This window comes from Paraburkholderia sp. SARCC-3016, from assembly GCF_031119615.1.
GTDB lineage: Bacteria > Pseudomonadota > Gammaproteobacteria > Burkholderiales > Burkholderiaceae > Paraburkholderia.
Genome location: NZ_JAVHZD010000024.1, coordinates 50,403 through 63,714 on the forward strand (window position 1 = coordinate 50,403; position 13,312 = coordinate 63,714).

A 13,312-nucleotide genomic window follows, 5' to 3' on the forward strand; every position below is an offset into this window, starting at 1 on the left:
AGTGCCGATGCGGCTTCCGACGTTGCCTCCATCTCCGTGTCGATGCGTACCTACGACCGATGCGTCAGTAGCCGCGCGCCATATCGACGATACCGCTGATCGTTTCCCCGCGCGTCAACGCGACGATCTTCCGCGCAATCTGCGCGACGCTTTCCGCGCGCAGCGTGAGTGCCGAACTATGCGGCGTAATCGTGATGCGCGGCTCGCGCCAGAACGGATGCCCGGCCGGCAGCGGTTCGTCGCGGAATACGTCGAGTGTGGCCGCGGCGATCCGGCCGCTCGCCAGCGCGTCGAGCAGGTCGCGTTCGACGAGATGCGCGCCGCGCGCGACGTTGATCAGGTACGCGCCTTCCGCGAGCTTCGCGAAGCTTGCGGCGTTCAGCACGTCGTGCGTATCCGGCGTATGCGGCAACAGATTGACGAGCACCTTGACGCCATCGAGAAACGCGTCGAACTGTGCGGGTCCTGCGTAAGTCTCGATGCCTTCGATGTGCCGCGCGCTGCGGCTATAGCCGCGCACCGGCAGCCCGAACGACGCGACCGCGTTGGCGACATGAGCACCGAGCACACCGAGCCCGAGCACGCCGACCGTGAACGACTCGCGCGGATGCGGCTCGAGCACATGCCAGCGATGTTCGCTCTGTAAGCGCGCGTATTCGTCGAAACGCCGCAGGTAGCGCAGCACCGCGTGGACGACGTATTCGGCCATCTGCGGCGCCATGCCCGTATCTTCGAGCCGCACTAGCGGCACACCCGGCGGCAAGGTGCCCGGCTGTTCGCGCTCGATCGCGAGAATCGCATCGACGCCGGCGCCGAGATTGAAGACCGCACGCAAGCCGTTGCGTCCCGCGAGCATTTCGTGCGGCGGGCGCCAGACGACGGCGACATCGGCCGGCGCGGTGTCGCCGGACTTCCATTCGCGCACGTCGGCTTCGGGCAGCGCGCGCCGCAGATCGGCGAGCCACGCGTCGGTATCCGATGCCGGCGTATAGAAAAGGATTTTCATGCAGGACGCTCGCTGCGGCTGAACCGGTCTTTTATTGGGATAGCCCTATTCTACTTTTTCGAGCTGCGGCGCGTCGCGCGTGCGATCGCCGCGGCAATGCGTTCGTCTTGTGCGACGCCGACGATCATCGAGCCATATGCAAAGCACGAAAAATTGGTTCGTGACGCACGCGCATGCGCGTCACAATAAATTTCCGCTTCGGACAGCGAGGAAGAACCATGTCTTCATGCAAAACATCGTCGTGGCCGCCGCGCCTCGTGACCGTGCCGGGCCTGCATGGCAGTGAGGGCGCACACTGGCAGACATGGCTCGAGCGGCAATTTGCGCGTTCGATGCGCGTCGAGCAGGCCGACTGGGATGCACCGAACCTCGAGCAATGGGCCCAATCGGTCAACGATCTCCTCGCGTGCCAGCGTGGCCCGTTCATACTGGCCGCGCACAGCTTCGGTTGCCTTGCGGCTGCGCATGCTTTACAGCAACGTGCGCAGCGCGCGAGGTCCGCAGATGTTGTGGGCGTGCTGTTCGTTGCGCCCGCGAGCCCGCGCAAATTCGAGTTCGCCGGTGCGTTCGAAGCGACGCGCATTGCCGTGCCTTCGATTCTGATCGGCAGCGAGACGGACCCGTGGATGCCGCTCGCGGAGGCCCGCGAACTCTCGCAACGTTTCGGCAGTGCGTTCGTCAATCTCGGGCGCGCGGGGCATATCAATGCGGCCGCGGGATTCGGCCCGTGGCCGCGCGCGAAGTATTTCGTCGATACGCTTGCGCACTGTGCCGCGCCGCTAAGGCTCGGCGAAGACGCCGCATGGCGGCTGCAGCCGGCGACGCCGGCTGCAGCCTGGTGACCGCGCTGTGCTCCTCGGCCTCAGTTCTGCGTCATATGACCGTCGCAGCCGTGCTCGCACCCGCTCGCGGCGCGCGGCATCTGTTGCGCGGCCTCGGCGTGCATGCCCAGACGCGCGAGCAGTTTGCGATCGGCTTGCGCTTGCGGGTTGCTCGTCGTAAGCAGCTGGTCGCCGTAGAAAATCGAATTTGCGCCGGCGAAGAAGCACATCGCCTGCAACGCGTCGTCCATCTGCTCGCGGCCGGCGGAGAGCCGCACCATCGCGCGCGGCATCGTGATTCGCGCAATCGCGATCGTGCGCACGAACTCGAACGGATCGAGCGCTTCGGTGCCGGTCAGCGGCGTGCCTTCGACCTGCACGAGATTGTTGATCGGCACCGACTCCGGATACGGATCCATGTTCGCGAGTTGCGCGATCAGGCCCGCGCGCTCGCGCCGCGATTCGCCGAGACCGACGATGCCGCCGCAGCACACGTTGATGCCGGCGTCGCGCACGCGCTCGAGCGTATCGATGCGGTCCTGATACGTGCGCGTCGAGATGATCTGCCCGTAGAACTCCGGCGACGTGTCGAGGTTGTGGTTGTAGTAATCGAGGCCCGCGTCGGCGAGGTCTTGCGCCTGATGCGGCTCGAGCATGCCGAGCGTCACGCAGGTTTCGAGGCCCATCGCCTTGACGCCGCGAATCATTTCCTTGATCGGCTCGAGGTGGCGGTCTTTCGGATTGCGCCAGGCGGCGCCCATGCAGAAGCGCGACGCGCCGTTTTCCTTCGCGGCGCGCGCGGCGGCGAGCACGCTGTCGATTTCCATCAGCTTGTCGGCCTTCACGCCGGTGTCGTAGTGCACGGACTGCGGACAGTACGCGCAATCTTCCTCGCAGCCGCCCGTTTTGATCGACAGCAGCGTCGACAATTGCACGGCGTTCGGGTCGAACTGCTCGCGGTGCACTTGCTGTGCGCGAAACAGCAGGTCGTTGAGCGGCAGCTCGTACAGCGCGACCACGTCGGCCACGCGCCAGCGCGCGCGCGCGGCGGTGGTCGATGCGGCCGCGCCGGCGGCCTGTTGCGCGTCGGCGTGGAGCGTGGGGGAAGTGACTTCAGTCATCGGTTCAATCCTTATCGATCAATTCGAAAATTCTGGCGTTGCCGGAAATTCTAGCGCTGCGCCTTGCGCAGCGTCTGCAACAGTCCTGCGGTGTCGAGATGGCCGGCCGCGACCTCGGGCGAGGCCGGTTGCAGATGCGGCACCACGCCGACGAGCGGCGCGCCGTACTGGCGCGCGAGGCGCGTACGCAACGCATCGATGTTCTCTTGCGGGAAGCGCATGGCCGGGTCCACCCGGTTCGCGACCCAACCGGCGAGCCGCAGCCCGCGCGCCGCGATCGCCTCGGCCGTCAGCAGTGCATGGCTGATGCAGCCAAGCCGCATGCCGACCACGAGCAGCACCGGCAGGTCGAGCATTTTCGCGAGATCGGCGGTGTCGTGCGCATCGTCGAGCGGCACGCGAAAACCGCCGACGCCTTCCACCACGACGATATCCGCCGCACGCAACGCCTGCGTGTGGCAATCGACGATCCGTGCGACCTCGAGCGACACCTGTTCGAGTGCCGCGGCGATATGCGGCGCAGCCGGCTCCCTAAGCAGATACGGCGTGCGGACGGCGGGCGGCAGCGGCGCATTGGCCGCGGCGTCGAGCTGGTCCGCATCTTCGTTGCGCCAGATGCCGTCCTGTTCGTAGGCGCCCGCGGCAATCGGTTTCATGGCGGCCGCGCGCAGGCCTGCGCGCGCGAAGCCGCGCAACAGCGCCGCCGATACCAGCGTCTTGCCGATTTCCGTATCGGTACCGGTGACGAACAGCGACAGGGCCGACGATGGCGTGCCGCTCATGTGCGTTCTCCCGGCAGCACGCTGAGCGCGGCCTCGAGCCGGTCGAGGTCCGCTTGCGAGTGCGCGGCCGACAGCGAAATGCGCAGCCGCGACGTGCCTTCCGGCACCGTCGGCGGACGGATGGCCGGCACCCAGAGACCGGCGCGATCGAGCGCCGCGGCGATGTCGAGCGTCGCCTCGTTCGCGCCGACGATGAGCGGCTGCACGGCGGTATCGGAATCGACGGGCAGCCACGGCGTCGCTTTCAGCATCGCGCGCGTGCGCTCGATCAGCGTATGCAGATGCGCGCGCCGCGCATTCCCTTCGTCGCCGGCGATGATCTCGAGGCTCGCCGAAACCGCATGTGCGGCGGCCGGCACCGAAGCGGTCGTGAAGATATAGGGGCGCGCGCGCTGCACGAGCCATTCGATCACCGTTTCGTGCGCGACGACGAACGCGCCGGACACGCCGGCCGCCTTGCCGAGCGTGCCGATCGAAACGAGGTTCGGCGAGCGCAGCCCGGCATGCGCGAGCGCGCCGCGCCCTTGCGGGCCGAGCACGCCGAAGCCGTGCGCGTCGTCGACGATGAGCCACGCGCCATGCCGCTCCGCAAGCTCGACGAGGCGCGCGAGCGGCGCGAGGTCGCCGTCCATGCTGAAGATCGTATCGGTGACGATCATCTTGACCGGCGCATCGGACGCCTCCAGCATCGCGGACAGCGCGTCGGCATCGGCATGCGGATAGATCTGCACCTCGGCGCGCGATAGACGCGCGCCGTCGATCAGCGACGCGTGATTGAGCGCATCCGAAAACAGCATCGTGCCGCGGCCCGCGAGTGCCGTCAGCGTCGCGAGGTTCGCCATGTAGCCGGTGCTGAAATAGAGCGCGCGCGGCGCATCCGAAAAACCGCCGGCAAATTCGGCGAGTTCGTCCTCGAGCCGCGCGTGCGCGCGCGAATGGCCGCCGAGCAGATGCGAGCCGCCGCTGCCCGCGCCGTAGCGCCGCGCGCCTTCGATCAGCGCGGCGACGAGCAGCGGATGCGCGGCAAGCCCCAGATAGTCGTTGCTCGCGAAACCGATCACGTCGCGGCCGTCGACCGTCATATGCGCGGAGCACGGACTGTCGGCCACGCGCCGGCGGCGGCGCAGACCTTGCGCGTCGAGTTCGGCGAGCCCGCGTTCGAGCCTGTCGAGCAACGGCATCAACGGCCCTCCGCGAGAGTCGCGTCGAAAGTTTCGAGCGTGCGGACGGCGAGCCATTCGATGTCGGCGCCGTCGAGCACGTATGGCGGCATCAGATACACGGTCGTGCCGATCGGACGCAGCAGCATCTCGCGTTGCAGCGCGTGTTCGAAGAAACGGCGCGAGAAGGTTCTGGCGAACTGCGGGTTATCGACGGCGGCGTCGAACGCGAAGATCGTCCCGCATTGGCGCAGGTTGCGCGCATGCGGATGCTGCGCGATCGGTTCGAGCGCCGCGCGCATCTGCGCCGATTTCGCCGCGTTCGCGGCGAGCACGCCGTCGCTGTCGAACAGGTCGAGCGTGGCGAGCGCCGCGCGGCACGCGAGCGGATTGCCCGTGTACGAATGCGAGTGCAGAAAGCCGCGCGTCGTCTCGTCGTCGTAGAACGACGCGAAGATTTCGTCGCGCGCGAGCACGATCGACAACGGCAGGTAGCCGCCGCTGATGCCCTTCGACAGGCACATGAAATCGGGCCACACGCCGGCCTGTTCGCTCGCGAAGAACGTACCGGTGCGGCCGCAGCCTACGGCGATTTCGTCGGCGATCAGATGTATGCCGTAGCGGTCGCACAGCGCGCGCAGGCCGGCGATATACGACGGGTCGTGCATCGCCATGCCGGCCGCGCACTGCACGAGCGGCTCGACGATCAGCGCGGCGATATTGCAGCCGCGCGCTTCGAACAGCATGCGCACGTTATCGAGCGCGCGACACGCGACGTCGGCCGCGGTTTCGCCGTCGCGCGCATGGCGCGCGTCGGGCGACGCGACCACATGCGCATGGCGGATCAGCGGGTCGTAGGCGTCCTTGAAGAGCGCGACGTCGGTTACGCCCAAGGCGCCGATCGTTTCGCCGTGATAACCGTTCGCGACGCAGACGAACTCGCGCTTGTAGTCGTAGCCGCGGTTGCGCCACGCGTGAAAGCTCATCTTCAGCGCGATCTCGACGGCCGATGCGCCGTCCGATGCGAAAAACGCATGGCCCAACGTGTGCTGCGTGAGCGCGGCGAGCCGCTCGGCCAGTTCGACCGCGGGCTCATGCGTGCAGCCGGCGAGCATCGCATGCTCGAGCGTGTCCAGCTGGTCCTTCAACGCCGCGTTGATGCGCGGGTTCGCGTGACCGAACAGATTGACCCACCACGAGCTGATCGCGTCGAGGTAGCGTTGACCGGCGCGGTCATAGAGCCACGGACCCTGGCCACGCGCGATCGGCAGCAACGGCAGCCGCTCGTGATGCTTCATCTGCGTACACGGATGCCAGACGGCGCGCAAACTGCGCGCGACCCAGTCGTCGGGCTGGGCCGAGGCCGGCGTCGACGCTTCGGCCGGCGGCTTGCTCGCCGGGGCGATCGACCGGCCGACTGGCGCGTTGATCTGCGGGTTGATCTGATCAGTTCCTTGCGTATCCAAAAACCACTCCGGGCAAAACGCGTGCGGACCGCGCAAAACGCGCGGACCTGGCACGATCACAACAGGCACAAACAGGGCAAATCGGGATGGCGCGGCGTCGCCGGAAACACGGCGAGCGCAGGGAGGTTGTAGAGATTAACGCGATATCGAACGTAATGCACCACCGAAAATTATCCCGCGCGGCTTGCATAGCGCTTGATTCGTAACGCTTTTTCGACGTTCGGCGCTGCACGGTGCCGATCGCTTGAGAAAGGCGCAAATCGCTGCAATTGGCGACGGCAGATTGAACGACTCCTACCGCAAGACATGTAGTGCCGTCGCGATGCGCGTCCGCTGATGTGTGCGTTACGGTATGGCGCGGTGCGCGATCGAACTGCAGAAGAGAAGCCGCGGAAAATGCGGAAAACGCGACACACTCGCGGGCAGAGCGCGGGAGAGCGCGCAAGCGCAACCGCCATGCGCCTCGTCAGGCGCGCGGTTCAGCCCGGTACTGGTTGGGAAATGGTTGAAGTTTGCCGCGTTGCGACGATTCAGCCGGTCAATTGCGGCTTGCAAGCGCCGGCTTGCTGTCGGCCTTCTGCTTCGAAGCGTCGCTGTTGCTGGCGCCGCCACTGTCGGCCGTTTGCGTATCGGCCTGCGTCTGCTTCCAGACGACCGTATCGTTGACCGCGTACAGCCGGCACGGGTCGCTGCTCTGCTTCTGGCAATTCGAAATCGCGACCGCCATCGGATCGTCGCCGCCTTCGGCCCACGACCACGCGCCCGTCTCCGACACGGCGAATGCGCGGCTCGGATACTGATGCAGGAAGTTGCGATAGCCGTTGCGGCCCGCGTCGTCGACGAACGGTACAGAGTTGACCGAATCGATCGATGCGAAGTCCGTCGCTTTCGGTTGTGACGGTTCGGACACATGGTATTGAACGCGCGTCGGCATCCCGGCGCGGGCGAGGAAGCGCTCGACCGACGGCCACCAGATATGCACGCCGTCCCGATCGCCGACGAGGCGATGCGCGTCGTTCTTGTACATGCCGAAGTCGACCATCTTCGCGCCGGCGCCGTGCGCTTCGAACGCCGCGTACATCTGCCCGACCAGCTCCGGCGACCAGATCGAATCGTTATCGCCGTACAGCCACAGGGAAGGCACACGCACCTTTTCGCCGTAGGTGCCGAATGCACGCGTCAGGTTGCCCTGCCAGTCGATGCACGCGTCCTGCCGCAGGCCGCCCGAGAAGTTGATGAGGCCGCGCACGCCCGGCGCGGCTTCGACGCCGTACGCGATCGTCGCGAGACCGCCATGCGACGTGCCCGCGATCACGATGTGTTTCGCGTCGACGTAGGGTTCCTTGGACATGAAGTCGACCGTCGAGGCGACGTCCGCCGCCTGGCTGATGCCGTTGCGCTCGACGTCGCAGCCGTCCTGCACGTAAGTGCCGCCCGACTGTGCGAAACCTTGCCGGTTCGGCGCGACGACGACGTAACCACGCCGCACGAACTCGCGCGCGAACGAAACGGGATCGCTGCGCGCCTGCGTGCGCGGGTCGCCGTGGATCTTGCCGTGATTGAAAACGACGAGCGGGAACGGGCCCGGGCCATCGGGCTTGTAGATCGTGGTTTGCAGGGTGATCTTGCCGTCCGGGCCGGCTGGAATGCCGATAATCTGTTCGTTCAGGTGGACGGTGGGCAGATAGTGGTCGTCATCGAGCGCGATTCGCGGCACGGTGGCGTTTGCAAGCGGTCCGCCGTCGACATCCACGGATGTGCCTGCCTGTGCAACCGTGGCGGCCAGTGCCACGAGGCACGCCGCAACCATCACACACCCCGTTTGGAGTTTTCTCAACATCATCCGCTGTACCTGCTTCGAAATAACGCCTGATTACTTGCCCGGTTCGGGTTATTTGTCTCTTTTGCCGCGCATGCTGCGCTGCAAAAAACAAAACAGCCCGCCCGCGTGCGGAACTTGCATTCGCACGCCAGTGAAAAAATCGCACCGAGTGAATCGGAAACCAAAGTCGACGCCACCCCACGCGCCGATGAAGAGCATCACGCGATACTTCGGAAGCATGCCGCTGCGACTCGCTTTCGCGGCATGTCTGAAGTTCCTGCGGGGCCGGTTGGGCCGGACCTCCGCGACGGACGCTCAGGACTATGGCTCGATCCTGGCACGACAATTTCCCTTTGTGCAATTCAGTAGAAACCCCTGCCGTACGAATTGCCGTTGCGGACTGTGGGAAATCAGCGTGTGAGCCGCGCCGTTGCTGGCGCTGGTAAATGTTGCGGGCTGTTTTTTTTGTCGCGGACAACCAACGATTCCGGTCAATAAAAATCAACGTTTTTTAGGGGCGATATCGGAGAGCGGCCGCGGATTTTTCAGTGACACGAAATAGATCTGACATAAGGAACGATCAAGGCGTCTGACGGCAGCAATCATCGGCGACGGACCGGAGTCGGGGTAAACGCGGTGGTGGATGTCTGCGTAACCAGTTTCAACGCGGCGGTTGGCAACCGCCGTTTGCACGGCGCGTCAGCGGTCGCTTACGTCGCCGTCGACGTAGCGCCAGCGGCCATCGTCGCCGCGCAGAAAGCGGCTCGATTCATGCAGCCGATGCGCTCGTCCGCCGGTTTTGTATCGTGCGACGAATTCGACTTCGGCGTGCGTGTCGTCGAGCGGGGTAAAGCGTTTGATCTGCAAACCAAGCCAGCGCGGCGAATCGGGCGCGCCGGGATCGACATCGAGATCGGCGGGGCACGTGTGAGGCGCCCACGTCGCGCGCAGGTAACCGGTATCGCCAAGCACATACGCGCTATAGCGCGAGCGCATCAGTTCGAGCGCGCGTGGCGCGGGCACGCCGGAATCGATATAGCGGCCGCAGCAGTCGGAAAAGCGCGGCGCTTGCGCGGATGCGTTGCCGCGTTTGCGTTTCTGCGCGGATTGCGCGGCTGTCTCGGGTTCCGCGCCGCCGCATGGACATGCCTCGGGGCGCTGCGTGGCTGCAGCATGCGGCTTTTCAGCGTTCGGATCGGCGTGCGTCGTCATCGTGTGTCAGCTCAGTGTGTTAGCTCAGTCCTCGTGCGATGAGAATCTTCTGGATATCGCTTGTGCCTTCGTAGATCTGGCACACGCGCACATCGCGATAGATGCGTTCGACCGGAAAGTCGCTCAGATACCCGTAGCCGCCATGAATCTGCAGCGCGGCCGAGCAGATCCGCTCCGCCGCTTCGGACGCAAAGAGCTTTGCCATCGCGGCTTCCGTGAGGCACGGCTGACCCGCGTCCTTCAACGATGCCGCGTGCCAGACCAGTTGCCGCGCCGCTTCGAGTTGCGTCGCCATGTCGGCGAGCCGGAACTGCACGGCCTGGTGGTCGAACAGCGGCTGGCCGAAGCTCTCGCGCTCCTTCGCGTACGCGAGCGCCGCTTCGAGCGCCGCGCGCGCCATGCCGACGCTTTGCGCGGCGATGCCGATGCGGCCGCCTTCGAGCCCCGACAGCGCAATGCGATACCCCTCGCCCACGCCGCCGATCAGGTTTACCGCCGGCACACGGCACTGTTCGAACACGATCTGCGCAGTATCGGACGAATGCTGACCGAGCTTGTCCTCGACGCGCGCGACGATATAGCCGGGCGTAGCGGTCGGCACGATAAACGCGCTGATGCCGCGCTTGCCGGCCTCGCGGTCGGTGACGGCCATCACGATCGCGACATCGCCGTTTTTGCCGCTCGTGATGAATTGCTTGACGCCGTTCAGCATGTACGCGCTGCCGCCTTCGACCGCTTGCGCCGTCGTGCGCAACGCGGACGCGTCGGAACCGGCCTGCGGTTCCGTCAGGCAGAATGCGCCGAGCATCTCGCCGCGCGCGAGCGGCGTGAGCCAGTCGCGCTTCTGCGCATCGTTGCCATAGGTGAGAAGAATGCTGCACACAGGGCAGTTGTTGACCGAAATCGCCGTCGATGTACCGCCGTCGCCCGCGGCAATTTCTTCGAGAATCAGCGCGAGCGCCAGCGCGTCGAGCCCGGCGCCGCCGTACGCTTCCGGCACGAGCACGCCATACGCGCCGAGCGCGGCAAGCTGGCGGTGCACGTCGGCTGGAAACGTGCGGTCGCGATCCCATTGCGCAGCATGCGGCATCACTTCATCGCGCACGAATTCGCGCACCGCGTCGCGAATCATCGTGTGATCCTGATCAAGCACCATGAGTGCGTTCCTCCGGTTTAGGGTCTGCCCGTTCGTCCGTTCGTCCGTTCGTGCGTCCGGTTATGCGCCAATCGATCGAAATGTCACCAGTCGAGCGCCGTGCCGTCGTATTGCCAGAACCGGCCATGAAAAGACGCGTGTGCACCGGCCGCCTGCGCGAGTACTTCGCGCATGGCGGCAACGCTATGTTCGACGGCGAGCGGTGCGCGCGGCCCGCCCATATCGGTGCGCACCCAGCTCGGGTGCAGTGCGATGCAGGTTGCCGCACGCGTTTGCAGCGACGCGATCTTCAGCACGTCGTTGACGGCCGCCTTGCTCGCGCGATAAAGCCAGCCCGTCGTGCCCGTCGCATCGGCAATGCTGCCCATGCCGCTCGACAGCACCGCAAGCACGCCGTTCGCGTCCTCGACGAGCGGCAGCAGGATCGGGATCAACTGCATCGGCCCGCGCACGTTGGTGTTCATCACGTATGCGAAGTCCTCGGCGGACGGCATGTCGATACCTTCGGTGCGCGAGCCATAAACGCCCGCATTGAGCAGCGCTGCGTCAAGCCGCTCGCCGTCGAGCTTCCAGCCGAGCGCGGCGATCTCGTCCGGCACCGTGACGTCGACCGGAAACACCTCGGCGCCGAGCCCGGCGAGCGCGCCGAGCGATGCTTCGTCGCGTGCGCTTGCGAGCACTCGCCAGCCGGCCTGCCGATACTGCCGCGCGAATTCCCAGCCGATGCCGCGCGACGCACCGACGATCAACACGGTCTTCATTCGATACGGTCTCCGTCGAGGTTCGCGAGGCGGGGCGCGCGGTCAGACGAGTTCGATACCCATCGCCGTCGCTTCGCCGCCGCCGATGCACAGGCTCGCCACGCCGCGCCTGAGCCCGCGATGCCGCAACGCGCCGAGCAGCGTGACGACAATGCGCGCACCCGACGCACCGATCGGATGACCGAGCGCGCAGGCGCCGCCGTTCACGTTGACCTTCTCGTGCGGCAAGCCGTGCTCCTTCATGGCCGCCATCGTGACGACCGCGAATGCTTCGTTGATCTCGTAGAGGTCGACGTCATTCGCGCGCCAGCCGTTTCTGTCGAACAGTTTGCGCAGCGCGCCGATCGGCGCGGTGGTGAACTTTGCCGGTTCCTGCGCGAAGGTCGTATGGCCGACCACGCGCGCAAGCGGTTTGACGCCGAGGCGCCCGGCGGTCGAGGCGCGCATCATCACGAGCGCCGCGGCGCCGTCCGAAATCGACGACGAGTTCGCCGCCGTGACCGTGCCGCTCTTGCTGAATGCGGGCTTCAACGTCGGGATCTTGTCCAGGTTGGCCTTGAACGGCTGCTCGTCGCGCTCGACCCGCGTCTCGCCTTTACGCGTGGTCACCTTGACCGGTGCAATTTCCCACGCAAACGAGCCGTCTTCGTTTGCGCGTTTGGCGCGCGTCAGCGATTCGATCGCGAACGCGTCCTGCGCTTCGCGCGTGAAATCGAACGACGCCGCGCATTCCTCGGCGAACGTGCCCATCAGACGCCCCTTGTCGTATGCATCTTCGAGGCCGTCGAGAAACATATGGTCGAGCACCTGGCCGTGACCCATGCGCATGCCGGCGCGCGCCTTGGGCAGCAGATACGGCGCGTTCGACATGCTTTCCATGCCGCCCGCGACGATCACGTCGGCCGAGCCCGCGGCCAGCATGTCGTGCGCAAACATCGCCGCGCGCATGCCCGAGCCGCACATCTTGTTGACGGTCGTGCTGCCGGTCGAAAGCGGCAGGCCCGCGCCGAGCGCGGCCTGGCGCGCCGGCGCCTGGCCCTGGCCCGCGGGCAGCACGCAGCCCATCACGGCTTCGTCGATCTGCCCGGGTTGGAGACCCGCGCGCTGCACCGCGGCCTCGATGGCGGCCGCGCCGAGCTGCGGCGCGGTCAGCGCCGCGAAGTCGCCCTGGAACGCGGCGATCGGCGTGCGTGCGGCCGCGACGATGACAATCGGATCGTTCGTGTCACTCATGTTTGAGCTCCTTGATAACGCCCTGGACGACAGCGGGTATGTCGCCGAGCCTGGCGGCGTCGGCGGCGACGACATCGTTTTCGGCCTCATGCGCGTGGTTTGCCGAGACCGCCGCGACGCAATGCGCGTAGGTCGCGTCGAGTGCCTCGGGGTGGTCGATCGTCATGCCGAGGTCGCGCACGCGGCCGTCATGCACACCGTACGCCCAGCCGTGAATGGTGAGTTCCTGGCCGCGCGCCCATGCATCGGTGACGCTGGTCGTGCGGCACACGTTGACGACCTGTTCGATCGCGTTCAGCTCGACGAGGCGCCGATGCCGCGCTTCGCCGATCGGCCATTGATCGAGCAGACCGGCGTGCTTCGCGCGCACGTCCTGCACGTGATGCAGCCAGTTGTCCGCGAGGCCGACGCGGCGGCCGAGCAGCGCCGCGCCGACGCCCGAGCAGCCGTAATGGCCGACCACGAGGATATGTTTGACCTTGAGCAGATCGACCGCGAACTGGATCACCGACAGGCAGTTCAGATCGCTATGGACGACGACGTTCGCGATGTTTCTGTGCACGAACACCTCGCCCGGCGGCAAGCCGATGATCTGATTCGCCGGCACGCGGGAGTCCGAACAGCCGATCCACAGGTATTCGGGCGTCTGCTGATGGACGAGACGCGAGAAGTAGTCGGGGTCTTCGGCGAGCTTGCGCTTCGCCCACGCGTCGTTGTTGTCGAACAGATGAGCGAGCGGGTGTGCAGCAGGGGTAGCGTTCGTATTCATGAT

12 protein-coding genes are annotated in these 13,312 nt (G+C 66.0%); 1 reads left to right on the forward strand and 11 read right to left on the reverse strand.

The genetic code is table 11. The features are described 5' to 3' along the window. Positions 1-64 precede the first annotated feature (64 nt). Positions 65-1,006, reverse strand: a complete 942-nt coding sequence (locus QYH69_RS23280; protein WP_308834099.1) for a glyoxylate/hydroxypyruvate reductase A — start codon at positions 1,004-1,006, stop codon at positions 65-67. A gap of 218 nt (positions 1,007-1,224) precedes the next feature. Between QYH69_RS23280 and QYH69_RS23285 the strand changes: the two genes are divergently transcribed. Then, a complete protein-coding gene (locus QYH69_RS23285) occupies positions 1,225-1,848 on the forward strand; it encodes an alpha/beta hydrolase (protein ID WP_308834100.1) in 624 nt (207 codons plus the stop codon). Positions 1,849-1,868: 20 nt separating this feature from the next. Here the strand turns inward: QYH69_RS23285 and bioB are convergent, their stop codons facing one another. The 10 genes from bioB to can all read right to left on the reverse strand — a co-directional run bounded on the left by bioB (position 1,869) and on the right by can (position 13,309). Then, positions 1,869-2,948, reverse strand: a complete 1,080-nt coding sequence (bioB, locus tag QYH69_RS23290; RefSeq protein WP_308834101.1) for a biotin synthase BioB — start codon at positions 2,946-2,948, stop codon at positions 1,869-1,871. Between the two features lie 50 nt (positions 2,949-2,998). Further along, on the reverse strand, positions 2,999-3,730 hold the full coding sequence (gene bioD / locus QYH69_RS23295; RefSeq protein ID WP_308834102.1) for a dethiobiotin synthase: 732 nt from the start codon (positions 3,728-3,730) through the stop codon (positions 2,999-3,001). Further along, the gene (gene bioF, locus QYH69_RS23300) at positions 3,727-4,911 is read right to left on the reverse strand and encodes an 8-amino-7-oxononanoate synthase (protein ID WP_308834103.1); all 1,185 of its coding nucleotides are present in this window, start codon (positions 4,909-4,911) and stop codon (positions 3,727-3,729) included. The genes bioD and bioF overlap by 4 nt, the downstream gene beginning before the upstream one ends. Further along, a complete protein-coding gene (bioA, locus tag QYH69_RS23305; protein WP_308834172.1) occupies positions 4,911-6,296 on the reverse strand; it encodes an adenosylmethionine--8-amino-7-oxononanoate transaminase in 1,386 nt (461 codons plus the stop codon). Before bioA ends, bioF begins: the two co-directional genes overlap by 1 nt. A 598-nt stretch (positions 6,297-6,894) precedes the next feature. Further along, on the reverse strand, positions 6,895-8,199 hold the full coding sequence (locus QYH69_RS23310; protein WP_308834104.1) for a prolyl oligopeptidase family serine peptidase: 1,305 nt from the start codon (positions 8,197-8,199) through the stop codon (positions 6,895-6,897). Between the two features lie 678 nt (positions 8,200-8,877). After that, the gene (locus QYH69_RS23315; RefSeq protein WP_308834105.1) at positions 8,878-9,390 is read right to left on the reverse strand and encodes a YchJ family protein; all 513 of its coding nucleotides are present in this window, start codon (positions 9,388-9,390) and stop codon (positions 8,878-8,880) included. Between the two features lie 19 nt (positions 9,391-9,409). Further along, complete coding sequence (locus QYH69_RS23320) at positions 9,410-10,546, reverse strand: acyl-CoA dehydrogenase family protein (RefSeq protein ID WP_308834106.1); 1,137 nt, start codon at positions 10,544-10,546, stop codon at positions 9,410-9,412. Positions 10,547-10,629: 83 nt separating this feature from the next. Then, positions 10,630-11,307 carry an SDR family oxidoreductase gene (locus QYH69_RS23325; protein WP_308834107.1) on the reverse strand — a complete coding sequence of 226 codons (678 nt, stop codon included), beginning with the start codon at positions 11,305-11,307 and terminating at the stop codon, positions 10,630-10,632. 42 nt (positions 11,308-11,349) lie between these two features. Then, positions 11,350-12,540: an acetyl-CoA C-acetyltransferase gene (locus QYH69_RS23330; RefSeq protein WP_308834108.1), complete on the reverse strand. Its 1,191-nt coding sequence runs from the start codon at positions 12,538-12,540 to the stop codon at positions 11,350-11,352. Continuing rightward, positions 12,533-13,309, reverse strand: coding sequence for a carbonate dehydratase (can, locus tag QYH69_RS23335; RefSeq protein ID WP_308834109.1), 777 nt, complete (start codon positions 13,307-13,309; stop codon positions 12,533-12,535). Before can ends, QYH69_RS23330 begins: the two co-directional genes overlap by 8 nt. Between the last annotated feature and the right edge of the window lie 3 nt (positions 13,310-13,312).